21 protein-coding genes and 1 tRNA gene are annotated in these 23,570 nt (G+C 71.4%); 12 read left to right on the top strand and 10 right to left on the bottom strand.

All coding sequences use genetic code 11. The annotated features are described in order from the left end of the window. The first annotated feature begins 144 nt into the window (after positions 1-144). Positions 145-1,047, top strand: coding sequence for a LysR family transcriptional regulator (locus CG719_RS14815; RefSeq protein ID WP_159024883.1), 903 nt, complete (start codon positions 145-147; stop codon positions 1,045-1,047). Here CG719_RS14815 and CG719_RS14810 read toward each other — a convergent pair. The 3 genes from CG719_RS14810 to CG719_RS14805 all read right to left on the bottom strand — a co-directional run bounded on the left by CG719_RS14810 (position 995) and on the right by CG719_RS14805 (position 3,161). Continuing rightward, positions 995-1,804, bottom strand: a complete 810-nt coding sequence (locus tag CG719_RS14810; RefSeq protein WP_234375586.1) for a formylglycine-generating enzyme family protein — start codon at positions 1,802-1,804, stop codon at positions 995-997. The genes CG719_RS14815 and CG719_RS14810 overlap by 53 nt on opposite strands. A gap of 69 nt (positions 1,805-1,873) precedes the next feature. Beyond that, positions 1,874-2,032 (bottom strand): hypothetical protein, encoded by a 159-nt coding sequence (locus tag CG719_RS35400; protein WP_159024882.1) that lies wholly within the window; start codon positions 2,030-2,032, stop codon positions 1,874-1,876. Positions 2,033-2,075: 43 nt separating this feature from the next. After that, entirely contained in the window at positions 2,076-3,161 is a 1,086-nt protein-coding gene (locus tag CG719_RS14805) for a glycosyltransferase (protein WP_199836640.1), read from the bottom strand. A gap of 422 nt (positions 3,162-3,583) precedes the next feature. Between CG719_RS14805 and CG719_RS14800 the strand changes: the two genes are divergently transcribed. After that, positions 3,584-3,657 (top strand) — tRNA-Met (locus tag CG719_RS14800). 60 nt (positions 3,658-3,717) lie between these two features. On the opposite strand, the gene CG719_RS14795 is transcribed toward CG719_RS14800, so the two are convergent. Together CG719_RS14795 and CG719_RS14790 are read right to left on the bottom strand one after the other, a co-directional pair. Beyond that, entirely contained in the window at positions 3,718-5,037 is a 1,320-nt protein-coding gene (locus CG719_RS14795; RefSeq protein ID WP_100569074.1) for a phosphatase PAP2 family protein, read from the bottom strand. 393 nt (positions 5,038-5,430) lie between these two features. Further along, complete coding sequence (locus tag CG719_RS14790; protein ID WP_100569073.1) at positions 5,431-8,475, bottom strand: FG-GAP-like repeat-containing protein; 3,045 nt, start codon at positions 8,473-8,475, stop codon at positions 5,431-5,433. Between the two features lie 283 nt (positions 8,476-8,758). Between CG719_RS14790 and CG719_RS14785 the strand changes: the two genes are divergently transcribed. After that, positions 8,759-9,181 carry a hypothetical protein gene (locus CG719_RS14785; protein WP_234375585.1) on the top strand — a complete coding sequence of 141 codons (423 nt, stop codon included), beginning with the start codon at positions 8,759-8,761 and terminating at the stop codon, positions 9,179-9,181. 81 nt (positions 9,182-9,262) lie between these two features. Here CG719_RS14785 and CG719_RS14780 read toward each other — a convergent pair whose 3' ends face one another. From CG719_RS14780 to phoU, 3 genes are all read right to left on the bottom strand, one after another. Then, positions 9,263-9,802 carry a lamin tail domain-containing protein gene (locus tag CG719_RS14780; protein WP_234375584.1) on the bottom strand — a complete coding sequence of 180 codons (540 nt, stop codon included), beginning with the start codon at positions 9,800-9,802 and terminating at the stop codon, positions 9,263-9,265. A 479-nt stretch (positions 9,803-10,281) separates the two neighbouring features. Then, the gene (locus tag CG719_RS35815; RefSeq protein WP_199836638.1) at positions 10,282-10,437 is read right to left on the bottom strand and encodes a hypothetical protein; all 156 of its coding nucleotides are present in this window, start codon (positions 10,435-10,437) and stop codon (positions 10,282-10,284) included. Between the two features lie 175 nt (positions 10,438-10,612). After that, complete coding sequence (gene phoU / locus CG719_RS14775; protein WP_100569071.1) at positions 10,613-11,302, bottom strand: phosphate signaling complex protein PhoU; 690 nt, start codon at positions 11,300-11,302, stop codon at positions 10,613-10,615. A 252-nt stretch (positions 11,303-11,554) separates the two neighbouring features. Between phoU and CG719_RS14770 the strand changes: the two genes are divergently transcribed. Then, positions 11,555-12,820, top strand: a complete 1,266-nt coding sequence (locus tag CG719_RS14770) for a sensor histidine kinase (RefSeq protein WP_100569070.1) — start codon at positions 11,555-11,557, stop codon at positions 12,818-12,820. Further along, positions 12,817-13,497: a response regulator transcription factor gene (locus CG719_RS14765; protein WP_010358452.1), complete on the top strand. Its 681-nt coding sequence runs from the start codon at positions 12,817-12,819 to the stop codon at positions 13,495-13,497. The genes CG719_RS14770 and CG719_RS14765 overlap by 4 nt, the downstream gene beginning before the upstream one ends. A gap of 107 nt (positions 13,498-13,604) precedes the next feature. Here CG719_RS14765 and CG719_RS14760 read toward each other — a convergent pair whose 3' ends face one another. Beyond that, positions 13,605-14,276, bottom strand: a complete 672-nt coding sequence (locus tag CG719_RS14760; RefSeq protein WP_100569069.1) for a DUF461 domain-containing protein — start codon at positions 14,274-14,276, stop codon at positions 13,605-13,607. A 712-nt stretch (positions 14,277-14,988) separates the two neighbouring features. Between CG719_RS14760 and CG719_RS14750 the strand changes: the two genes are divergently transcribed. From CG719_RS14750 to CG719_RS14720, 7 genes are all read left to right on the top strand, one after another. After that, positions 14,989-15,471 (top strand): CarD family transcriptional regulator, encoded by a 483-nt coding sequence (locus tag CG719_RS14750; protein ID WP_003953493.1) that lies wholly within the window; start codon positions 14,989-14,991, stop codon positions 15,469-15,471. Between the two features lie 311 nt (positions 15,472-15,782). Continuing rightward, positions 15,783-16,547: a 2-C-methyl-D-erythritol 4-phosphate cytidylyltransferase gene (gene ispD / locus CG719_RS14745; RefSeq protein ID WP_100569068.1), complete on the top strand. Its 765-nt coding sequence runs from the start codon at positions 15,783-15,785 to the stop codon at positions 16,545-16,547. Continuing rightward, positions 16,537-17,031 (top strand): 2-C-methyl-D-erythritol 2,4-cyclodiphosphate synthase, encoded by a 495-nt coding sequence (ispF, locus tag CG719_RS14740; RefSeq protein ID WP_100569067.1) that lies wholly within the window; start codon positions 16,537-16,539, stop codon positions 17,029-17,031. The genes ispD and ispF overlap by 11 nt, the downstream gene beginning before the upstream one ends. Before the next feature lie 99 nt (positions 17,032-17,130). After that, positions 17,131-17,535 carry a PPOX class F420-dependent oxidoreductase gene (locus CG719_RS14735; protein ID WP_100569066.1) on the top strand — a complete coding sequence of 135 codons (405 nt, stop codon included), beginning with the start codon at positions 17,131-17,133 and terminating at the stop codon, positions 17,533-17,535. 105 nt (positions 17,536-17,640) lie between these two features. After that, on the top strand, positions 17,641-19,041 hold the full coding sequence (gene cysS / locus CG719_RS14730; RefSeq protein WP_100569065.1) for a cysteine--tRNA ligase: 1,401 nt from the start codon (positions 17,641-17,643) through the stop codon (positions 19,039-19,041). Between the two features lie 97 nt (positions 19,042-19,138). Next, positions 19,139-20,080 (top strand): 23S rRNA (guanosine(2251)-2'-O)-methyltransferase RlmB, encoded by a 942-nt coding sequence (rlmB, locus tag CG719_RS14725; protein ID WP_100569064.1) that lies wholly within the window; start codon positions 19,139-19,141, stop codon positions 20,078-20,080. A gap of 183 nt (positions 20,081-20,263) precedes the next feature. Beyond that, positions 20,264-22,051 carry a DoxX family protein gene (locus CG719_RS14720; protein ID WP_100569063.1) on the top strand — a complete coding sequence of 596 codons (1,788 nt, stop codon included), beginning with the start codon at positions 20,264-20,266 and terminating at the stop codon, positions 22,049-22,051. A gap of 40 nt (positions 22,052-22,091) precedes the next feature. On the opposite strand, the gene CG719_RS14715 is transcribed toward CG719_RS14720, so the two are convergent. Then, positions 22,092-22,823: a nucleotidyltransferase family protein gene (locus tag CG719_RS14715; RefSeq protein WP_100569062.1), complete on the bottom strand. Its 732-nt coding sequence runs from the start codon at positions 22,821-22,823 to the stop codon at positions 22,092-22,094. Between the last annotated feature and the right edge of the window lie 747 nt (positions 22,824-23,570).

Raw genomic sequence — 23,570 nt, 5'->3', positions numbered from 1 at the left:
GTGCCGCGGCATCGTGGGCTGTGGACGTGGATGGACCGCTGCAGGATCGGGCTTCGGCAGCGGCCCACGCATTCGCGTTCAGTCGACCAGACCCCGTGTGTTCCCAGCCATGACCGATGTGACATGCGGCGATACCCTGGAGGCATGGATCGCCTGGAGACCCGTGAACTCGTGTACTTCGCGGCAGTGGCTGAGGAACTCCACTTCAGCCGTGCGGCGGAGAGCCTGGGCATCACACAGCCGGTGCTCTCGCGTGCCATCGCCCGCCTGGAACGGCGCATGGGCGTCCGTCTGCTGAACCGGACGAGCCGGCGGGTGGAACTGACGGACGCGGGCCGTACATTCCGCGACGAGTGCCGGCGGCTGCTGCGCCAGCTCGACGTTGCGGTACGGCGCACCCAACGATCCGCCGATACGCCCCGCTTCGTCGTTGCCGTCCGCCCCGGAACCGGTAGCGGGCTGCTTTCGGAGCTGCTGCGTCAGTACAGCGGGCCCGCGCCTGAGCTGATCTTCACGCACGACCGTGCGGGCGCGGTGCGCGACGGGCTCGCGGATGCGGCCCTGGTGTGCGTCGGCAGTGAGGACCTGACGGGCCTGAGCGGCATCGAGGTGGGCGAGGAACTCCCGGTCGCGTTGCTGCCCGGAGACCACCACCTGGCGGGTCGAGCGGAGGTTGCCGTCGTTGACCTCCAGGGTGAGCCGGGCTACCGCGCCCACTGTCCGGAGGCCGGACTTGACGAGATCATGGACCGGGTCGCCCTCGGCCGTCTTGTGACCGTGGTCGGGTCGGCGGTGGCCGACCGCCTGCCCAGCGATGTCGCGGCCGTGCCGGTGACCGATCTGCCGCCCACCACGCTGGCGTTCTGCTGGTCGCGGGGGACGCAGAACCGGAGTCTGTCGGCGCTGGCGGACACCCTGGCCGCGGGGAACACCGGTGAGCAGCCCGGAAGGGCGGCCTTCCGAACTGGCGACGTGGCTGGACGTCAGGCTGTGCTCAGTACGCCCCCTGACCGGTTGGCACAGGTGCGACCGGACGGACCGCGGTGAAGCCCTGGAACTCGTAGCGGGTGGCGGAGAGCAACAGCAGCCACTCGTCGCAGCCCTGCCACGGATGGAGGTCGCCGGCGCCGCCGCGCACCACCCGTGGTCCGTTCCCGGTGCGAGGCCGTGCGTCCACCGGTGCGTCCCTGAAATCCGGGATCCACACGTCAGCGCAGATTTCGTTCGCCGACCCCATCGCCGCGACCCCGAAGGCGTTCTCAGCCGCGGCGGTGCGCTCCTCGTCGGCGAAGTCGTCGAGCACCTGGTCCTCGTCCGGCCTCCCGTCCCCGCCGAAGGTCAGAGTGGTCGTGCCTGCCCGGGCCGCATACTCCCACTCCGCCTCGCTGGGCAGCCGGAATGGCAACGTCCCCAGCAGATCGTCCAAGTCGTCCTCGAACCGGGCCGTGCTCGAAGCCGAGTCGGTGAAGCTGTCCTCGTACTCGGGCAGCCAGTGCCGTACTTGCGCCACCGTAAGCGGATGCCGGGCGATCAGGAATGGCTCGACCCGCACCTCTCGCACCGGCCTGGCTCGGACAGCACCGGCGAAGAACGCTTCGAGGTCGTCATCCGAGCCGTCGGCCCGCTCGATGGCACGAACGGCGTCCAGTTCCGCGTCGGACAAGCCCATTCGGAACGTCCCACCGGGAACAGCCCGGAAGACCACTCCGTAGGGGGCATGCCGCCAAGCCGGCTGTCCGGCCACGATCTCCTGAGCCCACATGCTGCCGGACGCCAGCAGCTGGGCATTCCGGATGTTGATCAAGCCCCCTGCCTGCGGGTTCTCCGCTGTCAGGGGGCTTGATGCCGTGCTGGGGGCGCCTGCCGATCAGGGTCAGGAGCGGCTCGCGCCCCGAGGCACGATCCGCATCACGGCGGTTCCCAGGGCCACCAGGGCGAAGGCCGCCAGGCCCAGCCACACGCTGGTCGTCAGTCCGATGCCGGTGGAGGCCAACGCTCCACCGCCCACAGTCGTCGCAGGGTTGTTGTACAAGGGTCCCTCCCGAATGATCTCTGACAGTTTCTGAAGCGACCTGCTACCAGGCGCGCTCACGGCGGAACACGGAGTCCAGGTACGCCTTGGTGTGGCAGGCCTGGAGCAGGAAGTCGAAGAACAGCTCGTACATGGACGCGGCGAGCAGCATCCGCTTCCAGCCGCGCTCCCGCACGGTCACAACCCGCTCGATCACGAAGACGAGCGATACCCAGAGCCAGAACTCGTGCGGGCGGAACGAGTGCAGGGCCAGGGAGTAGGCGATGGTCGACAGGTACACGACGGTCACGAGGACGCCGGCCATGCTCAGGAGCTGACGGCCCCAGTAGCGCCACGTGATGTGTGTCAGGCCGTACTGGACACAGTTCTCCACCGCTCCCCGCTTCCAGCGCAGTCGCTGGTCCCACAGGGCCTTCCAGGTCAGCATGACCTCGGTGGTGAGCGTGCAGCCCTGCGGTGAGAGCACCTGATGGCCCAGGTGCAGCACCGCGAAGGTCAGTTCGTTGTCCTCGGTGAGCACCGAGGTGTCGTAGATGCCCCCGATCCCGTCCCCGGCCGGGAGGCGGCCCGTCAGGCGGGCCCGGGAGATCTGCCGCAGCACCTGCACCCGGAACATGGCCGCCGTGCCGGTGAGCACCAGGCACTTGCCGCCCAGTCGCTTCACGTCCCGCGAGTAGCGGGCGTACTCGTTGCGCTGGAGGTGGCCCACGAAGCCCCCGCCGGGTCCTCCCCGGAAGGTGCCGCCCACGCCCCCGTAGCCCTTCGCGAGATGCTCGACCCCGCAGGCCACGAAGCCGGGGTCCAGGGCGCTGTCCGCGTCCGTCACGAGAACCACGTCGTCGTCGTGCAGACCGGGCAGCAGCTCGGCCAGGACCTGGTTCAGGCCCCCGGCCTTCTTGTGCCGGTTGCCCCGGGTCTCGAAGACCTCGGCCCTCAGGGAGTCCGCGATGGCCACGGTGGCGTCGGTGCAGTTGTCCGCGACCACGATGACCCGCTGCGGGGGCACGGTCTGCCCGTACAGCCCCCGGATGGAGTCCGCGATGGCGCCGGCCTCGTTGTGGGCCGGTATCAGGGCGATCACGTCGCGGATCTCGGCGGGCATCAGGCCCGGTCTTCGATGCTTCCCCATGGGTGCCTCTTGTGGGTCCTTCTGAGATGGGATCGGCGGGGCTCGAAAAAGGGAGGCGGTGGCCGGTTCACGCCTCTGTGGCCGCCCCGTACGCGACGGTGGACAGACCGGTGGCCGCGAGTCCGCACATGACGTCCCCCCAAACATCCCCCGTGAAGATTTCACATGATCTTCACATGACGTCCGGCAAACCGTACTGCCACGGGCGGTTTCCGTAATGGGTGGCGCAGAGAGTCGGGTTGAGGGAGGGATCGAGCCGGCTACCGCAAAGTGGGACGCATATGCACAGTTGTCCCACCTTCAATCACTTTTTGAGTGACGAATGTCACACCGGGACCCCGCAGTCCCATGCCCGGCATGCCCAACCGTGCAGGCCCCTGTTCGGCATCCGCTTCCGAGTCGGGTACTGTTGCTCATGCCGACGCGGGGTGGAGCAGCTCGGTAGCTCGCTGGGCTCATAACCCAGAGGTCGCAGGTTCAAATCCTGTCCCCGCTACTACGTGAAAGGGCCCGGTCTCCGGGCCCTTTCGCATTCCGCCACGCGGTGCGACAGCCTTCAGATCGGTTCCGGTTGCGGTTCCGGGCGTCGTGCTGGTGCGGGCCTCGGGTCCCATGCCGTGGTGGTCCGTACGTAGCCGTAGATCACTGAGGCCATCGCGAGGATGAGCAGGGGGCCGGACAGCCACGGGTGCTCGGCCATCGTCAACGGCAGGAAGCGGTAGGACACCAGCAGCGCGGCGAAGACCGCCGCGCCGTACGCGGCCAGCCGGATCCCCGACCGGTCCCAGCCGCGGTCGAACGCCCGCAGGGCCGCCTCGACCGTGAGGACGAAGACCACGCCGGCTATGAGATCCACGCCGTAGTGGTAGCCGAAGCCCAGCGTCGCGGTGAGCGTGGCGACCAGCCAGAACGTGCCCGCGTACCGCAGGACGCGCGGGCCCTTCCGGGAATGGATGAAGATCGCGGCGGCCCACGCCGTGTGCAGGCTGGGCATGCAGTTCCGCGGAGTGATCTCGTCGAACCGCATCGGGTGCGGGGTGTCGATCAGCGACGGCGTCTGCGGCCACAGGTCGCCCACCGCCCAGTGCCCGCTGGACGGAATGTCCGGCGACCACAGGCTGACCGACGACCAGTAGTCGGTGCCGGTTCCGTAGGCGAAGATCGGCCCGACCACCGGAAAGATCATGTAGAAGGCCGGCCCGAGAAGGCCGATCACCAGGAAGCTGCGCACCAGGTGATGGCCCGGGAAGCGGCGTTCGACCGCCACACCGCGCAGTTGGTACAGCGCGACGGCGACCGCGGCCACCGCGAGCTGACCGTAGACGATGTCGAGGAAATTGAAGCCGAAGGGGCCGGTGGCCGTGACGATCCGGCCCACCAGCCACGACGGATTGCCCAGCGCGTGATCGGCTGTCGCCACGTACTGGTCGAGCACCGCCGGGCGGGTCTTCGAGGTGATGAGCAGCCATGTGTCGCCGGTCTTGCGGCCGGCCACCAGCAGCAGGCCCAGCCCGACGCCCTTCAGCAGCAGGACACGTTCTGCGCCCGTGCGGCGGGTGACGGCGACGACCGCGCAGCCCAGAATCACCCACAACGCCCCGTTGCCGAAGGGGTGGCCGCCGGTCGTCCTGACGTCCAACGCCCACCGGACCAGCGAGAAGGCGATGTCGACGCCGACCGCCGCGGCCACCGCGACGAACCGTTCCCGCCAGGTCAGGACCACCATCATCAACGCCATGGCGGCGTACAGCAGGCCGCCCGACTTGGGGGGGACCACCAGCTCCCGCACCTGGCTGGTGAGGGGTCCCGGCAGGCCGTAGTGACGCGCGGCGAACTCCAGCACGATGAGGAATCCGAGGGCCGCGACACCCGTCACGGCCCAGAGTCCCGCCCGTGATCGAAGCAGGTCCGGTATGTGTCTGGGCGGAGCGGTCACTTCGCCCGCAATCCCAATACGTCTCCCAAAGCCCCGAGACACGTCATACCCCCTCGTCCGCCCCTGCACGCCGTCCGTGCCCTTGGTGTGCCCTTCAGAGCGGACGGCCACAGTCAGTAGCGGTGCCCCAGGCCCTCACCGGGGAGCGAAGCACAGCGGATCTGAGCAGGTCAATAGCCATGCGGGCACGCAAACGCCGTCGCCGGCCCGGCCCGGGGCGGCAGCCGGGCCACGGTGGCCGGCGGCCGGCGGGCAACATGGCGGCCCCTGACCGTAGTTCCTGGTCAGGGGCTGTTCACATGCGCGGAGGGTGTGGGGTGAGAGCCCGCGGTCTCAGGACAGCGCCTTGTAACCCTTCCAACCGGTGGCGATCTTCGTGCGCGCGCCGAAGGACCCCTTGCCGTTGCCGTTGTAGCGCCACAGGTTGCCGGAGGTGTCACGGGCGACGAGGTCGGCCTTCCCGTCGCCGGTGATGTCCCCGACGCCGACGACGGCGTTGTAGGAGGCTCCCCAGTTCTTGGCCACCTTCACCCGGGCCTTGAACTTGCCCTTGCCGGTGCCGTTGTAGCGCCAGAGCTGGTTGGACTTGTCCTGGACGAGCAGGTCGCCGTGGCCGTCACCGTTCAGGTCGCCCGCGCCCACGATCTTCTTGTACCCGGTCCACCGGGAGTAGAGCTTGGTGCGCGCCGAGAGCTTGCCGGTGCTCGTTCCCTTGAAGAGGTAGACGTCCCCGGTCGACGCCTTGCGCGCGATCAGGTCCGCCCGTCCGTCGCCCGTGACATCCCCCGGCGAGGTCAGGATGTCGTACTGGTTCCAGCCCGAGCCGAGGGAGGTGTACGGTGTCGACGGCGTCAGCGCCTTGCCGCACCCCGGCTTGTACGCGCGCAGGGCACCGCTGCTGAGCCGCACGAGCACGTCGTTGCACCGGTCGCCGTTCAGATCGCCGTACGGGATCGCCTTGACGGTCTTCGGCCAGCCGGAACCGGAGGTCTTGGCGCTGAACTTCCCGGCGCCGTTGCTTCGTTGGTAGGTCAGAACGCCCGAACCGTTCAGCGTCAGCAGCTCGCCGAAGCCGTCGGAGCCGACGAAGTCCCGGTGCACGGCGGCGCCGCCGCTGAGCTTCAGCGTCCCGGACCTGGTCAGGGCCTTGCCCGTCCCGTCGGCAGGCGCGGCGGTCAACGTCCAGGTGTAGGCGCCGTTGGGCACCAGCCGGCCGGAGCCGTCCTTGCCGTTCCACGCCGTGGCCGCCAGGCCGCGCGCCAGGCCGCCGGAGAGGGTGCGGACGGCCTTGCCGGTGGCCTTGTGCTTGATCACGAGCTGCCAGGAGGCGGCCGGTTTGTTCAGCCGCCACTTCGGGCTCCACTGCCCGGTTCCTCCCTTGACGTCCACCGAGGCGGCGACGGTGGCGTCGAGCTGGACCAGGGGCGAGACGGGGACACCGCTGGGGATGAGGTGGATGCCCTTGGCGCCCTGCTGGGCGATCACACCGGTGTAGGGGTCGACGTCCCAGGGACCCCACTCGAACTTCCCGACGGTGTGCGACACGGGGGTCCCGCCGCGAACGTCGGTGACCTTCAGGTTCCCGTCCGACTCCATCGCGACGAAGCCGTCACCGAGCTTCGCCTGCGACCAGTCGCCGGAGACGAGCGTGAGGTTCTTCTTCGTGGTGGTGTCGTAGACGCCCTGGCCCGTGAGGGAGCCCACGCAGGTCCACAGCAGCCACCGCCCGACTGCCTGGAAGTCGTTCAGCATGCACCCGCGCCCGAACCACACCGCATCGCCCCGCCGTCCGGTCAGCACGTCGACGGGGACCACCGCGTCGTTGCCGGATCTCACCCACAGGGTGGTGCCCCACATTGCTTCGGTGGTCTCCGTCGTGGTGAACACCGTGCGCCCGGTGTCGAGGTCGACGACCCGGGTCTCCGCCCCGGTGCTGGTGTACGGAGTCTTCAGGACGGCGAAACGGCCGCTGACGGCCTCCACGAACTGGTAGGTACGGGAGCTGTCGATCCGGGTGCCGGGCAGCGACTGGGTGGGCCCCAGGAGGTGGGGCTGCTCGGCGGCGGAGGTGCTGGGGCCCCAGACGACCGTCCGGCCGTCACCGGTGTCGTCGAGGCGCGGGCGGCCCGCCCAGTAGTTCTCCGGCACCACGCGGCCGCGGTTGGTGAGCGCCCCGACGGTGGGGGATCCGGCCACACCGATGTCGCGGGTGCGGAGATACGTCCACTCCTGCGAGCGATCCGTCTCCACGGTGGTCAACCGCCCTTGTGTCAGGGTCAGCTGGGAGACGTCGTCGACCCTCTGCCAGGGGTACGCGTCGGCGATCCTGCGTACCGTCACGCCGCCGCCGGCGGCGGGTTCGACGAGGGAGACGCCCCACTGGTCCGTGCCGGGGCCGCCCGGCACCAGGAGCCCGCCGCCCGGAGTCGGCACGGCACGCCACGACGACCTGGCCAGAAGCGTCTTCCCCGGGGAGCCGTCGAGGGGTACGGACTCGACCCTCCACACCGGCAGGCTGTAATTGAGGGGACCCAGGGCGGAGTCGTAGCGCGAGACGACGAGGGTGTCGCCGACCATGCCCAGCACCTGCCCGACGTCGCGTACCGGGACCGTCCGCGGGGCGGCGGTCAGGTCACGGCGGGAGGCGATGTGGGCGGTCCCCTCGTCCCACCACAGCAGGTGTGTGGCGGTGAGGGCGATGAACGGGTACCCCGCGCTCACGGTGTACGGCAGCGTGATCAGCCGGCCCTGGTCGAGGTCGAGCCAGCCGGTGAACGACTCGCGGTCGACCCGCCAGCTCACGAGCTGTCCGTGCGCGTCGCCCAGCGCCGCGTTGCGCTCGTTGAGAATGTAGATGCCCTGGGGTACGCCCTCCACCGTGCGGTCGGTGACGGAGCCGTCGTCCCGGACGTCCAGCAGGTGCCACGTGACGTCGCTGCCCTGGGTCCCCGCCAGCGTCACGACCGTCGATCCGAGGGTGGCCCGGTACTCGTGGCGTGCGGGAAGCGCGATCGTGCGGGACCGGCCGGACCGCATGTCCCGCAGTGTCACCACACGGTCGGACTCGTCGTAGGAGGCGACGACGTCCGAGCCCGCGCCGAATTCCGGGAGGCCGAAGACGCCCGTGGCGGACGCGTCGACGACCGTGTCGACGCCGTCGTAGGTCGTCCACAGGTGGCCGCGCCCGTACTCGTGGCGGAGGAAACCGGAGGGCCCCGCGCTCAGCAGACTCGTCTCGGGAACCATGGCCGTGGTGGCCGGGACGACCACCTCTCCCGCGGCCGTTTCACCTTGCGCGGTACCGACCGCCGGCGAGCCGAGGCCCATGGCGAGCGTGAGGGAAACGGCGGCGCCGCGTATGAGCGCACGTCTGGCCATGCGGGTCAGCTCCAGGAATGGCAGGCGAAGACTCGGGAGGCTTGTGCAGCGCGCGACTGAGCCGCAGGTCATGAACCTGCGTCGGCTGATGTTCGTCCCCCCCCGGGCGAGTGGCCGGATCGTAGCATTCGCCCTGCTCACGACCGTGGTTGGGGAAGTCGGCCCGCAGTCGGCGTGTTGCGTCGGGCGGCAACTCCCCGTCAGGCAGAAGGGCTTCGCGAGGGGTGGGCTAGCGTCCGGGCGTATGGAGAGAAGTCGGGTGGGGTATTGGCCGGTTGCTTTCGTGGCTGTTCTGGGGTTGTTGGTGGTGGGGTTGCCCGCGGTGTACTTCCTGACCTCCTATGGCTGTGGCGCGGACGAGGACCGGCTTGCCGAGGTCATGGCGGGTGCGGCGGTGCTGGGTACGGCACCGGAAGGGGCTGATCCCACGGGCCGGTACCGGAGTTGTGACGACGACGATCGCTTCGTGGTCGTCGGTGCGGAGTACCGGTACGGCGGGTCCTCCGAGGGTGCCCTGGCCCACTATCGGGAGGCCGCCCGGGCGGACGGCTGGCGGCCGAGGAGCGCCGCCAAGAGGGGAACGGTGCCCGGTTGTTTCACCAAGTCGATGGGTGGGACGACCGCCTACCTGGGCATAGAGGGTCCCGACGACGGTCTGCTCCAGGTGGAGATCGTCGCGGACCACGCGGGTTCGCAGTGGTGTTGAGGGGCTGACCTGCGCCCGCACGACGACGCCCCCTGCCGGCGGGAAATCCGCCGGCAGGGGGCCGCAGGGGTGTGCCTGGTGTCAGTGGCGGCCGCCGCGGTTGTCGCGGTCGTGGTGGTTGTCGCGGTCGTGGTGGTTGTCACGGGGGGTGTCGCGGGGGTCACGGTCGTCGCGACGGTTGTCGTTCCAGGTGGTGAGGTCCACCACGCGGCCCCGCTCGTTGCGCAGGGTGGCGGTGTCGCGACGGTCCCAGATCTCGTTGCGGCGGTCCTGGAACAGGTCCGTGCGGCTGTCGCGGCCGATACCGGTGTGGACCCGGACCGTGGCGCGGCCGTTGAGCCGGAAGTGACGGAAGGTGTAGGTGTGGCCGTGCTTGTCGGACAGCGTCCAGCCGCTCAGATTGACGTTCTGGCGGCCGTTGTTCGTGATCGCCACCCACTCCTCGTTCAGGGCGCGGTTGGAGCGGTGGTCGCGGCCCTCGGAGCCGAGGTGCACTCCGCTGATCACCACGTTGTCGCGGTGCGAACGCGGGGCGTGGTCGGCTGCGGACGCCGGCAGCGTCGCCGTACCGACCAGTGCTCCGGCAACGGCGGCCGCGGCGGCCAGACGACGAGCGGTCACAGAAACGGAAACGGACACAGGCTCTCCCTGCTTGGTGCGAGCACACTCCGCCCGCGGGGACGAGCCGCGCGGGAAGGTGTGCGCTGTACGGTGGCGGCCGGCTGGCCGCGCCCTCATACCTTGTCCGTCGATTCCGGGACATGGGGGTGATTCCCGACCGGTGTTACAGAGTGCCCATATTTCCGTGACGGTTGACTGTAGGGCTCATTCAGGCGCCGAACACGAGCGGTTGACGGCCCGTCGGCGGGAAGGTCCTTGCGGGCACTGAGCCCCCGTGCGCGCTCGCCATGGCACGCCACCCCGGCCGCCGCGCGGCCGTCACTCCCCCGTGGGTAACAGCCGGCCACCCGTACCGGCGCCCGTACGTACGGCACCCGTACATACGCCGCAGGGCCCCGGTGGAGTACCGGGGCCCTGCGATCACCGCGGCGGCCTGCGCCGTGGTGCGGTTGTGGACGAACTCGGTGGGCGGCGGCCCGTCAGCCGCACTGGCAGGGGCCGCCCGACTGGCAGCCGCAGCCGCAGCCCGAGCCGCAGCCGCAGGCGCCGAAGAGCGGGAGGCTCTTGATCTCGGCGGGCTGCTCGGTCTCGCGTTCCTGCGTGGGGTCGGGCGTGGTGCTGGGGGATTCGGCCATGGGTCCCTCCTCGAGACTGGTGCCTTTGCCCATTTCATGCCCGCTGCCCTGGGCGCATCAACGGCGCACGGTGGCTCGTACGCGCCTCAGCGTCCCGGCGCCTGCGGCGTCGTAGAGCCCAAGCGCCCTGGCACCTGCGGCGTCGCAGAGCCCCAGCACTCCGGCGCCCCGGCCGTCAGGCCCCCTCCACCCCCGTCACCGGCTTGATGTCCTGCTGGAGTTCGTCCGCGTGCTCGCCGGTCACCAGGTACACCACCCGCTTGGCGACCGCGACCGCGTGGTCGGCGTACCGCTCGTAGTAGCGGCCGAGCAGGGTGACGTCCACGGCCGTCTCGATGCCGTGCTGCCAGCGGTCGTCGATCAGGTGCGTGAAGAGGGTGCGGTGCAGCAGGTCCATCTCGTCGTCGTCCTGCTCCAGCTGGAGGGCCAGGTCGACGTCCTTGGTCACGATCACCTCGGCCGCCTTCGCCATCAGGCGCTGGGCCAGCTGTCCCATCTCCAGGATGGTGGCGTGCAGGTCCTGCGGGACCGCGCGCTGCGGGAAGCGCAGCCGGGCGAGCTTGGCCACGTGCTGGGCCAGGTCGCCCGAACGCTCCAGGTCGGCGGACATCCGCAGGGACGTCACGACGATCCTGAGATCCGTCGCCACCGGCTGCTGCCTGGCCAGCAGGGCTATCGCCCGGGCCTCCAGGTCGTGCTGGATTTCGTCGACCCGCTGGTCGGCCTCGATCACGCTCTCGGCCAGCTTCAGGTCGGAGTCCAGGATGGCGGTCGTGGCGCGCCCGATCGCCGACCCGACCAGCCGGGCCATCTCCACCAGACCGTCGCCGATCGAGTCAAGTTCCTCGTGGTACGCGTCCCGCATCAGGGTTCCCTCTCGTGCGTCTCGTTCAGGGGGTTCGTAGGGGTTTTCCGGGGCCTGGGGCCGCGGCGGAGCCTGGGGTGCGAACCCCACGCTCCCACGGTCCGGGCCGTACGCGTCCGTTTCCGTCACCCCAAATGAACCATCCCTGGCTGCAAGGTGAACTCTGGGCGACGAGTGTCCGAGGTCGCACCTGGACGGCTGTGGTCCGGTCCTGTCCCGTGCCTAACCTGGACGCATGGACGTGAACGACGCATGGACGTGAACGCGGCGGTCGCCGCAGCGGCAGCGATCGCCGGAGTGCTCACCGGCGTCATCGCCATGCTGGCGTTCCGCTGGAGCGAGCGCGAGCAGAGGCGCCCGACCCGTACTTCCCTGCACACCGACCCGGTCCTGCCGCCGGGTGTGGACACCGTCCTCTCCGTACTGCGCTCCTCGGCGGTCGTCCTCGACGAGGCCGACGCCGTGGTCAAGGCCAGTTCGGCAGCGTACGCCCTCGGACTGGTCCGCGGCGGCACGCTGGCCGTGGAGCCGATGCTCCAGATGGCCCGGGACACCCGGAGGGACGGAGAGATACGGCAGGTCGAGCTGGACCTGCCGCGGCGCGGCACCGGACGCGGCGAGGCCCTCGCCGTCTCCGCGCGCGTCGCGCCGCTGGGCTCCCGGCTGGTGCTGCTCCTGGTGGAGGACCTGACCGAGGCCCGCCGCATCGAGGCCGTACGACGCGACTTCGTCGCCAATGTGAGCCACGAGCTGAAGACCCCGGTCGGCGCGCTCTCCCTGTTGTCCGAGGCCGTCATGGACGCCTCCGACGACCCGGAGGCCGTGGAGCGCTTCGCCGGGCGCATGCAGATCGAGGCGACCCGGCTCACCAACCTGGTGCAGGAGCTCATCGACCTCTCCCGGGTGCAGAACGACGACCCGCTGGAGGACGCCGAGCCGGTCCGGGTGGACGAGCTGGTGGCCGAGGCCGTCGACCGCTGCCGCCACCAGGCCGGGACCAAGCAGATCACGATGGCCGCCGGAGGCACCGCCGACCTGCGGGTGTGGGGCAACCGGGGCCAGCTCGCCGCGGCGCTCGGCAACCTCGTGGAGAACGCCGTCAACTACTCCCCGTCCCGCACCCGCGTCGGCATCGCCGCCCGCCGGGTGCGGGTGCCCGGCGGGGACCTCATCGAGATCGCCGTCACCGACCAGGGCATCGGCATCTCGGACAAGGACAAGGAGCGCATCTTCGAGCGCTTCTACCGCGTCGACCCGGCCCGGTCGCGTGCCACGGGGGGCACCGGCCTGGGTCTGGCGATCGTGAAGCACGTGGTCGCCTCGCACGGCGGGGAGATCACTCTGTGGAGCGCCGAGGGACAGGGCTCCACCTTCACCCTGCGGTTGCCGGAGGCGGCCGTGGCCCGAGAGGCCCGCGACCGCGCACAGCAGCATCCCGCCCTCGACGAGGAGGCCGGGCAGGCACTCAACGAACAATCCCCTTACGAACCGCTTCCCGCCCCGGAGGTCCTTCCGTGACCCGAGTGCTCGTCGTCGAGGACGAGGAGTCCTTCTCCGACGCCCTTTCGTACATGCTCCGCAAGGAGGGCTTCGAGGTCGCCGTCGCGGCCACCGGGCCCGACGGACTCGACGAGTTCGAGCGCAACGGCGCCGACCTCGTCCTCCTCGATCTGATGCTGCCGGGCCTGCCCGGCACGGAGGTGTGCCGTCAGCTCCGCGGCCGCTCCAACGTTCCCGTGATCATGGTGACCGCCAAGGACAGCGAGATCGACAAGGTCGTCGGCCTGGAGATAGGCGCGGACGACTACGTCACCAAGCCGTTCTCCTCCCGCGAGCTGGTCGCCCGCATCCGCGCGGTGCTGCGCCGGCGCGGTGAGCCGGAGGAGGTCACTCCGGCGGCCCTGGAGGCCGGGCCGGTCCGTATGGACGTCGACCGGCACGTCGTCACGGTCTCCGGGTCCAAGGTCGACCTCCCGCTCAAGGAGTTCGACCTGCTGGAGATGCTGCTGCGCAACGCCGGCCGGGTCCTGACCCGGATGCAGCTCATCGACCGCGTCTGGGGTGCCGACTACGTGGGCGACACCAAGACGCTGGACGTCCACGTCAAGCGCCTGCGCGCGAAGATCGAGCCGGACCCGGGCGCCCCGCGCTATCTGGTGACGGTCCGGGGGCTCGGTTACAAGTTCGAGCCGTAGACCGGCGCGGGCCGCGCCGCACGCACCGGTCCCTGCCGTCGCGACATACGACAAGGGCGGCACCCTCGTGGAGAGGGTGCCGCCCTTGTCGTACGTGGGGGCGGGTCTCAGTGACCGGCCGCCGACTGCGAGGCCGAGTCGCTGGGCGTCGCGGCGGCGTCGGCGCCCTCCGACGCGGAGGCCGACTCGGACGGCGCGTCCGACGGCGACTTGGACCGCTTGCCCGCGGGGGAGTGGGACGCGGCCGGCTCGCCGGGGGCCGCCGGGATGTTGCTCGGGCCCCACTTGTCGAAGTAGCCCTCGGCCGGGACCACGAAGGGGCGCAGGCTCACGTCACCGGTCTTGCTGAAGGTGAAGGTGACCTTCTGAGCGTTGCCGTCCTTGAGCACCGGGCCCGGGTTGGTCAGCGCGGCGGAGGCGTTGCCCTTGCCGCCGAGGATCACGGAACCGTGCGCGGGGACGATCACCTTGCCGCCGCCCTGCGCCGCGGTGAGCTGGGCGGAGCCGTCGCCGTCGACACGGATCGCGTCCAGCGTCTCGTCCGTCGTGCCGCTGTTGAACAGCGTCGCGATGATCACGGCCGGGCCCTTGGTCTGGACGCCGGGCTGGGTGACGACCACCGCGTTCTGGACCTTGATCGTGCCGACCGTCGTGGCCGCGTTGTCGGGGTGGATCTGGAGCGTCTGGGCATCGTTGCCGGCGCCGCACGCGGCGAGCGAGGCGAGCGAGAACGCGATGGCGGCGGCGGCGAGGGCGCCGCGTCGAAGGCTGCTGCTCACGGCGGCGGCAACTCCTTGAACGTGGGCGGAACAGGACGGCTCCCTTATAAAGCCGCCCTAAGCGTCTGTCAGCGGCCATAGGCTATCGAGCCGTTCCCGCAGGCCCGCACCCGACCCGCCCCCTGTGCCCCGCGCCACACCTCGCGCCCCCCGCGGCGCAGCCGTCCGGGCGGCCGTAACCGGTCGGCGGACCGGGTCCGTTCCGCCGGGCGGCCGGATCCGTACGGGCCCCCGCGCATTGGCCGCGCGGCTGTCCGCCTTTCCCATTACCGCCACCCGCATAGCCCGCTCATAGCGCGTCATCGGCCTGCTGGGGATTTCCGGTGAAGGAATGCGCGCCGGGGGTGGGAATTGATCAACGGCCGCCCGTCCGGTGGATGGGACGAACGGCGTGATCAATTCCGGATTCGTCTTGGAGACGGCTGGGAAGCACCGAACGGAGTAGCGGAAGTCGAGCGCTTGGAACCAGACAAAACGGGATGTTCAGCCGTTTGGACGGGGCGCCGGATGTGTGTAACGTACGCGTTTCGGCCCACACGCGGAGCCCCTCCGACCTGCGAATACCCGCTTCCTCTTGACCTCCGGGACCCTTCCGAAGCACGTCCCCGTTGCTGTTGTCAAGCCCCGAGATATGCCCTGACCTGCGAAAACGCCATTCAGAAGACGCCGTATCCGTGTTACCCTGGATAGCCACGGAAGGGGTACCTGTCACATGACGTTCAAGGTTGGCGACACCGTGGTCTATCCCCATCACGGGGCCGCGCTGATCGAGGCTATCGAAACTCGCCAGATCAAAGGCGTGGACAAGACCTACTTGGTGCTGAAGGTCGCCCAGGGTGACCTGACGGTGCGTGTGCCAGCGGACAATGCGGAGTTCGTCGGCGTGCGTGATGTGGTCGGTCAGGACGGGCTGGACCGGGTCTTCGAGGTCCTGCGTGCTCCGTACGCCGAGGAGCCCACGAACTGGTCGCGTCGCTACAAGGCAAATCTGGAGAAGCTCGCCTCCGGCGATGTCATCAAGGTCGCGGAAGTCGTACGTGACCTGTGGCGTCGCGAGCGCGAGCGCGGACTCTCCGCCGGTGAGAAGCGCATGCTCGCCAAGGCCCGCCAGATCCTGGTGAGCGAGCTCGCCCTCGCGGAGAACACCAACGAGGACAAGGCCGAGGCCCTGCTCGACGAGGTTCTCGCGTCCTGACGCGAGGCGACCGTCACACCCGCCTCAGTTCAGCACAGAAAATGCCGCGGTGCCCGATGGCGCGTTTTACGTCGCCGGGCGCTGCGGCATGTTCGTACCCGCGCGGGCCCGCGCGGGTCTCCTCCATGCCGTACGGCGGGAGAGGCTCCCCCCGATACTGTGTGCCGGGCCCGGGCAGTCGGCTCGACCAGTGTCACGGAAGGGTCCGGTCGAGGCCGTGCGCCCGGCACTCCCCCCGGGCTCTGCGAGCAAGGGGGATGCTCCCCCAGGCCATACCCACGCCGGGCCGCCACACAAACCTGACAGGAACCATGTCTGACGAATCGCGTCCCTCGTCCGCAGGCGGCAGGCCGGGAGCCCCCGTCGCCGCCGTGATTCCGGCCGCCGGCCGGGGCGTACGCCTCGGCCCGGGCGCCCCCAAGGCGCTGCGCGCGCTGAGCGGCACGCCCATGCTCATCCACGCCGTGCGGGCCATGGCCGCCTCCCGGGCGGTCGGTCTCGTCGTCGTCGTGGCCCCGCCCGACGGCGCCGCCGAGGTCAAGTCGCTCCTCGACGCGCACGCGCTGCCCGAGCGCACGGACTTCCTCGTCGTGCCGGGCGGCGAGAGCCGCCAGGAGTCGGTCGGGCTCGGCCTGGACGCGCTGCCGCCGGGCCACGACATCGTCCTCGTGCACGACGCGGCCCGTCCGCTGGTGCCGGTGGACACCGTGGACGCGGTGATCGAGGCCGTGCGGGCCGGGGCGCCCGCCGTCGTGCCGGCGCTTCCGCTCGCCGACACCGTCAAGCAGGTCGAGCCCGCGGCGGAGCCCGGCGGGCCCGAGCCGGTGGTGGCCACGCCCGACCGGTCGCTGCTGCGGGCCGTGCAGACCCCGCAGGGCTTCGACCGGGCGACGCTGGTCCGCGCCCACGAGACCGTCACCGACGACGTCACCGACGACGCGAGCATGGTCGAGCAGCTCGGCGAGCGGGTCGTGGTCGTGCCCGGCCACGAGGAGGCCTTCAAGGTCACCCGCCCGCTCGACCTGGTCCTCGCGGAGGCGGTCCTGGCCCGGCGGAGGCTGAACGATGGCTTCTGACGCGCCCCTGCTTCCCCAGGTCGGCATCGGCACCGACATCCACGCCTTCGAGGAGGGCCGCGAGTTGTGGTGCGCGGGCCTGAAGTGGGAGGGCGAGGGCCCGGGACTGGCCGGGCACTCCGACGCCGACGTCGTCGCGCACGCCGCGTGCAACGCGCTGTTCTCGGCCGCCGGCCTCGGCGACCTCGGGCAGCACTTCGGCACCGGGCGCCCCGAGTGGTCGGGCGCTCCGGGGGTCACCCTGCTGGCGGAGGCCGCGCGGATCGTCCGCGCGGCGGGCTTCCGGATCGGGAACGTCGCGGTGCAGGTCGTCGGCCCCCGGCCGAAGATCGGCAAGCGCCGGGACGAGGCCCAGAAGGTCCTGTCCGAGGCGGCCGGGGCACCGGTCACCGTCTCCGGCGCGACCACCGACGGGCTCGGCTTCCCCGGCCGGGGCGAGGGACTGATGGCGGTGGCCACGGCGCTCGTGGTGCGAGTGGCCTGACGGCGTGCGAGGGTACCCGCGTACGCCTCGTCCCCGACGCGTACGCACCCGCCCCCGACGCGGGCACCCGACGCGCGACCAGGTTCACGGAGGTCCCCCATGTCCGCCGCCCTGCCCGACCGGCTCAAGTCACTGCTCGACGGTCCCGTCTTCGTCATTCTCGGCACGATCCAGCCCGACGGCAGCCCGCAGATGTCCCCGGTGTGGGCGAAGCGGGACGGCGACGACGTCCTCGTCTCCACCACCGTGGACCGCCGCAAGAAGAAGAACCTCGACCGCGACGCCCGCGTGAGCGTCGTCGTCCAGGACCCCGAATCGCCCTACGAGTACGCCGAGATCCGCGGCACCGTGGAGACGACCACCGCGGGCGGCCGGCAGCTCATCGACGAGCTGTCCATGAAGTACACCGGCAAGAAGTACGCCGAGTTCAACCCCTCCTCGGCGCAGGACGCCGAGCGCGTGATCGTACGGATCAGGCCGCGGAAGGTCGTCGGCCTCCTCTGACCGCCGCCCTCCCGCGCGGCGCATACGCGTCACCTGTGCGGAAAAGCGGCGGGCGCACGGCGAAAGGCAGGCGAGGCACTGCCCGGCGCCCACTACCCTGGAGTGGTGACCATTCGCCTGTACGACACCAGCGCCCGGCAGATCCGTGACTTCACCCCGCTCGAGCCGGGTTGTGTCTCGATCTACCTGTGCGGCGCGACCGTGCAGGCGGCCCCGCACATCGGGCACATCCGCTCGGGGCTGAACTTCGACATCATGCGCCGCTGGTTCGCCTACCGCGGCTACGAGGTGACGTTCATCCGCAACGTCACCGACATCGACGACAAGATCATCACCAAGGCGCGCGAGCAGCACCGCCCGTGGTGGTCGATCGGCTACGAGAACGAGCGCGCGTTCGACGACGGTTACACCGCGCTCGGCTGCCTGCCGCCCACCTACGAGCCCCGCGCCACCGGCCATGTGCCGGAGATGATCGAGATGATGCAGGGGCTCATCGAGCGCGGCCACGCCTACGCGGCCGACGGCAACGTCTACTTCGACGTGCGCTCCTTCCCCGGCTACCTGGAGCTGTCGCGGCAGGAGCTCGACAACCTGCTCCAGCCCTCGGGCGAGGGCGAGACCGGCAAACGCGACCCGCGTGACTTCGCCATGTGGAAGTCGGCCAAGCCGGGCGAGCCGACCTGGTCGACCCCGTGGGGGCCGGGACGTCCGGGCTGGCACCTGGAGTGCTCGGCGATGGCGCACAAGTACCTCGGCAGCGCCTTCGACATCCACGGCGGCGGCCTGGACCTGATCTTCCCGCACCACGAGAACGAGATCGCCCAGGCCAAGGCCTACGGCGACGACTTCGCGCGGTACTGGGTGCACAACGCCTGGGTGACCATGGCCGGCGACAAGATGTCCAAGTCGCTGGGCAACAGCGTGCTGGTCTCCGAGATGGTCAAGCAGTGGCGGCCCATCGTGCTGCGGTACTACCTGGGCACCCCGCACTACCGCTCGATGATCGAGTACAGCGAGGAGGCGCTGCGCGAGGCCGAGTCCGCGTTCGCCCGGATCGAGGGCTTCGTCCAGCGCGTGGTGGAGAAGGCCGGCCCGGTCGAGCCGGCCGAGCAGGTGCCGCCCGCGTTCGCCGAGGCGATGGACGACGACCTGGGCGTGCCGCAGGCGCTCGCGGTGGTGCACACCACCGTCCGCCAGGGCAACAGCGCGCTCGCGGCCGACGACAAGGAGGCCGCCGTGGCCCGGCTCGCCGAGGTGCGTGCCATGCTCGGCGTCCTCGGCCTCGACCCGCTGGACCCGCACTGGGCCGGAGGGGACGAGCAGCGCGGCGAGGACCTGCACGGCGTGGTCGACACCCTGGTCCGCATGGTCCTCGACCAGCGCGAGGCGGCTCGTGCGCGCAAGGACTGGGCGGCCGCCGACGCCCTCCGCGACCAGCTGAACCAGTCGGGCCTGGTCATCGAGGACAGCCCGCAGGGGCCGCGCTGGAGTCTGGGCGCGCGCTGAGCCCGCCCGCGAGCGCGGAAGATCGATTGTGCCGTCCTGCCTCCCGGGCGGCACACTGCATAGACGTACGTACGACGCTTCAACAGACAGGTAGGTCATGGCCGGGAACAACCGCCGCATGTCCGGCAAGAAGGGCGCGCAGGTCGGCAGCGGCGGCCAGCGGCGCCGGGGGCTCGAGGGCAAGGGGCCGACGCCCCCCGCCGAGATGCGCAAGGGGCACGCCAAGCAGCGCGCTGCCCAGTCGAAGGTGCGCCGCGCCCAGGGCCGCCCGCCGCAGCGGCGCGGTTCGGGCCGGTCGTCCTCCGAGCTCGTGGTCGGCCGCAACCCGGTCGTCGAGGCGCTGCGCGAGGGCGTGCCCGCCACCACGCTCTACGTCCAGCAGTTCATCGACAACGACGAGCGGGTGCGCGAGGCGCTCCAGCTCGCGGCCGAGCGCGGCGGGATCAACCTCATGGAGGCCCCGCGTCCCGAGCTCGACCGGATGACGAACGGACTCAACCACCAGGGCCTGGTCCTCCAGGTGCCGCCGTATGAGTACGCGCACCCCGAGGACCTCGCCGACGCGGCCTACGACGAGGGCGAGGATCCGCTGATCGTCGCCCTCGACGGGGTCACCGACCCGCGCAACCTCGGCGCGGTGGTCCGCTCCGTCTCCGCCTTCGGCGGGCACGGCGTGGTGGTCCCCGAGCGGCGCGCGGCCGGTATGACCGCGGGTGCCTGGAAGACCTCCGCCGGCGCCGCCGCCCGTACGCCGGTAGCCCGTGCCACCAACCTGACCCGCGCCCTGGAGACGTACCAGAAGGCGGGCATCACGGTGGTCGGCCTCGCGGCGGACGGCGAGGCGGAACTCGGCGACCTGGACGCCCTGGCGGGTCCCGTCGTCATCGTCGTCGGCAGCGAGGGCAAGGGTCTGTCCCGGCTGGTCGGCGAGACCTGCGACGTGCGGGTGCGCATCCCGATGCCGGGCGGCGCGGAGTCGCTGAACGCCGGTGTCGCGGCCGGGATCGTGCTCTACGAGGCGGCGCGCAGGCGCGGCTGAGCGGCCGTCCGGAGCCGGGCGCGGGCGCGCCTGGCGGGTCGTCCTCAGCCCGGCGCGGGTGGTCGAACGGTCGTCCGTACGGTCACCCGCCCGGGTGGAACCGGGCGATCCGCACAACCTTGACGCGGTCCGGACAGATCCGACGCGCCGTGACAGTGTCCTAACTCCTCGTCACTCGGTTAGATGAGTGTGGACACCAGAACACCCCGCACACCCACGGGGGACCGTTCGTCGGGATACGACGACGCTCCCGCGCTGAGCATGGTGAAGGTGCCGAGCGATCCGGCGCAGGTCATCGTCAACCACGCCAGTTTCCGCGTGCAGTTGGGCGCCACCTCGCGGCGCGCCCAGACCCGGCGGATCGCCCGGCACCCCGGCGGCACCGAGTACACCGGCAGCGTGCCCGTCGCCGCGGGCCGGGCCGGGGCCGCGACCCACCGCCGTCCGGTCGTCTGGAGCGGCCGGTCCGCCCCCGATGACACCGGCGCCCACCGGCTGCTCCAGGCCGTGCGGAGCGGAAGCGTGCGGTACGCCGACGAGTCGTCCGCGGACACCGGGGCCACGCGGGTCGTCCCGCGCGTCGGCGGCACACCCGGCCACGACGCCTACGACCTCGAACGGACGGTCGAGACCCCCGTCGTCGGCGCCCAGCGCGCGCCCCAGCCCGGCGAGACCCGGCTGCTGCCGCACATGCGGACCGCGGGCAGCGCCTACGAGGAGTCCGCCCACGGCGGTGCCGGATACGGCAGCACCGGGTACGGCGGCGCCGGGTACGGCGAGAACGCGTACGACACTCCGGCACACGGCCAACCGCCGTACGACGACGCCGGCTTCGCGGACGACAGGTACGCCGGGGACGCCGAGGACGGCGCCTACGACACCTACGGCGAGCAGGACGGACACCGGCAGGGCAGGCGCCACGCCGACGACCCGTCCCGGCACGCGTACTACCCGGGCCGGCGGATGAACCTCGGGGTCGTGCTGCTCCCGCTGCGCATCTTCCTCGGGTTCATCTCGCTCTACGCCGGCATGGGCAAGCTGTGCGACCCGCTGTACTTCGACGGCGGCAAGCGCGGCTCCATGGTCAAGTGGCTCGACACCCTGCACCCCTGGGAAGTCGCCGAGCCGCTGCGCCAGTTCGCGCTCCACCACCCCGTCGGCTCCGGCCTCTTCATCGCCTTCCTCCAGGTCGTCGTGGGCATCCTCACGGTCCTGGGCTGCTGGCAGCGGGTCGCCGCGGGGATCGGCGCGCTGCTGTCGGCCGCGCTGATCGTGACGGTGAGCTGGAAGTCGGTGCCCGCCTACGACGCGCCGGACATCATCTACCTCGCGGCCTGGTCCCCGCTGGTCATCGCGGGCGCGCCCGTGTACTCCGTGGACGGCCGCCTCGCCGCCTCCGCCTGGCGGCGGCTCGGACCGCGCTCCGACATCTGGGAACTGCGCCGGTTCGTGCTGCGCCGCGGCGCCCTGGTCACGGTGGTCGTCACCGGTCTGACGCTGCTCGTCGGCTCGCTGGTCGGCGGAGCCGTCCGCGACGCCGACCGGGTGGTCGTGCCCGGGCCGGGCGAGGCCCCGCGCAACGAGCTGCCCGGTTCGCCGCTGCCGAAGGAGACGGGCGAGCGGCGGCAGCAGCCGCCGTCGGCGTCGACCTCGCCGGCCACCCGGCACGGCTCCTCGGCGAGCCCGTCCCGCGGTCCCGCGAGCACGCCGGGCGCGGCCCGCGAGAGCGGTACCGCGACCGGCGGCGTGCCGAGCGAGACCCAGGGCACCGGTCAGACGCCGCCGCGGCACTCCGCCCCGGCGCAGCAGGCGCCCAGCACCAGTTCGGGTCCGACCTCCGGCGGTACCGCGACCGGCGGCAGCACCGGATCGAGCGGTGGCTCCGGGGGACCCAGCTCAAGCAGCGGCGGCTCCAGCGGTGGCGGCTCCTCCTCCGGCCAGCCGGGGCTGGTGGGCGGACTGCTGGGATAGCCCGGCCTCCGCGGCGCCGCACGGGTGCGGCGCCGCGGACTCACCTGCCCAGTGCCGCCAGTTCCTTGGCGGCCTCGGTGAGGTCCTTCGCGGTGTCGATGGCGCGCCAGTAGGCGCCCTGAGGGATCGGGAAGCCGGCGAGCCTGCGTTCGCGGGCCAGGTGCGGGAAGGTGGTGCGCTCGTGGTCGCCGCGCTCCGGGAGGAGGCCGGCGAACTCGGGCGAGAACACGTAGACGCCCGCGTTGATCTCGAAGGTCGAGGGCGGGGCCTCGATGAAGTCCGTGATGTGGCCGAAGCCGTCCGTCCGCACGGCGCCCCAGGGGATCCGCGGGCGGGCCAGCGCGAGTGTGGCGATCGCGTCGCGCTCGGCGTGGAAGTCGGCCATGTCGCGCAGCGAGAACCGGGTCCAGATGTCGCCGTTGGTGGCGTACCAGGACTGGTCCGGGTGGGGCAGCTGGGCGGCGGCGAACTTCAGGCCGCCGCCGCGGCCGAGGGGCTCCGGCTCCACGACGGTGCAGACGCGGACCGGCAGGTCCGCCGAGTCCAGCCACTTCTCCAGCACCTCGGCGAGGTGGCCGCAGGACACCACCACGTCCGTCACCCCCTCCTCGGCCAGCCAGGCGAGCTGGTGGCCGATGATCGGGGTGCCCGTGCCGGGGATCTCGACCATCGGCTTGGGCCGGTCGTCGGTGTAGGGCCGCAACCGGGAGCCCTGGCCCCCGGCCAGGACGACGGCTTGAGTGGGGCGGGACGCGGTCTTCGGAGGGGTCATGCCCGCACTGTACGACCCGCCCTCGGAGCGTCCGTCAGGGGCTGTCACCGTACGCACGGGGGCGACGGACACGGGCGACTCGGCCGGACGAAAGCCACTGCAGGAGGACTGCCGCGTCTCGGGACGAGCCGGACGGGGTCCGGTCCGGCCCCGGTCCCGAAGGGACGGCCGGACCCTCCACGAGTCCCCAGCACGAAGCCGCGCGTGCGGGCGCCGGGCTCCGGCCGGAAGGCGCGGCCGACTGCTCTACGAGGTCCGGGACGCGGAGCGGGGGCCGGTCGGCATGCTGCCGCTCGCCCGGCCGGTCCGCGGCCCGTCGTGCGGGCGCCGGGTCTCGGTTGGGTGGGGCGGCCGACTGCTGTACGAGGTCCGGGGTGCGGGGCAGCGGGGCGGGTGATGGGGCGCGGAGCGGTGGGGTGGGGGCCGGTCGGCGTGCTGTCGGTCGCCCGGTCGGTCCGCGGCCCGTCGTGCGGGCGCCGGGTCTCGGTCGGGTGGGGCGGCCGACTGTTCTGCGAGGTCCGGGGCGCGGAGCAGCGGGGCGGGTGATGGGGCGCGGAGCGGTGGGGCGGGGGCCGGTCGGCGTGCTGTCGGTCGCCCGGCCGGTCCGCGGCCCGTCGTGCGGGCGCCGGGCCCTGGTCGGGTGGGGCGGCTGACCTCTTCACGAGGCCTGGGGCGCGGGAATGGGCGGGCCCGGGCGTGGGGGCGTGGTCTCCGCGCCCGGGTCGTCGGTCGTCCGGCCCGGGTCGG

This window comes from Streptomyces sp. CB01373, from assembly GCF_002803075.1.
Classification (GTDB): domain Bacteria; phylum Actinomycetota; class Actinomycetes; order Streptomycetales; family Streptomycetaceae; genus Streptomyces.
Note: the sequence above shows the minus strand (reverse complement) of the source record. Positions and strands in the feature narration are given on the sequence as shown.

What these genes read in the sequence shown, in the direction of transcription:
- ispD (WP_100569068.1), top strand. Translation starts at nt 15,783, where the DNA reads ATGTCTGACGAATCGCGTCCCTCGTCCGCAGGCGGCAGGCCGGGAGCC.
- CG719_RS14815 (WP_159024883.1), top strand. Translation starts at nt 145, where the DNA reads ATGGATCGCCTGGAGACCCGTGAACTCGTGTACTTCGCGGCAGTGGCT.
- CG719_RS14805 (WP_199836640.1), bottom strand. Translation starts at nt 3,161, where the DNA reads ATGGGGAAGCATCGAAGACCGGGCCTGATGCCCGCCGAGATCCGCGAC.
- CG719_RS14735 (WP_100569066.1), top strand. Translation starts at nt 17,131, where the DNA reads ATGTCCGCCGCCCTGCCCGACCGGCTCAAGTCACTGCTCGACGGTCCC.
- CG719_RS35815 (WP_199836638.1), bottom strand. Translation starts at nt 10,437, where the DNA reads ATGGCCGAATCCCCCAGCACCACGCCCGACCCCACGCAGGAACGCGAG.
- CG719_RS14790 (WP_100569073.1), bottom strand. Translation starts at nt 8,475, where the DNA reads ATGGCCAGACGTGCGCTCATACGCGGCGCCGCCGTTTCCCTCACGCTC.
- CG719_RS14770 (WP_100569070.1), top strand. Translation starts at nt 11,555, where the DNA reads ATGGACGTGAACGCGGCGGTCGCCGCAGCGGCAGCGATCGCCGGAGTG.
- phoU (WP_100569071.1), bottom strand. Translation starts at nt 11,302, where the DNA reads ATGCGGGACGCGTACCACGAGGAACTTGACTCGATCGGCGACGGTCTG.
- rlmB (WP_100569064.1), top strand. Translation starts at nt 19,139, where the DNA reads ATGGCCGGGAACAACCGCCGCATGTCCGGCAAGAAGGGCGCGCAGGTC.
- CG719_RS14750 (WP_003953493.1), top strand. Translation starts at nt 14,989, where the DNA reads ATGACGTTCAAGGTTGGCGACACCGTGGTCTATCCCCATCACGGGGCC.
- CG719_RS14715 (WP_100569062.1), bottom strand. Translation starts at nt 22,823, where the DNA reads ATGACCCCTCCGAAGACCGCGTCCCGCCCCACTCAAGCCGTCGTCCTG.
- CG719_RS14720 (WP_100569063.1), top strand. Translation starts at nt 20,264, where the DNA reads ATGAGTGTGGACACCAGAACACCCCGCACACCCACGGGGGACCGTTCG.
- ispF (WP_100569067.1), top strand. Translation starts at nt 16,537, where the DNA reads ATGGCTTCTGACGCGCCCCTGCTTCCCCAGGTCGGCATCGGCACCGAC.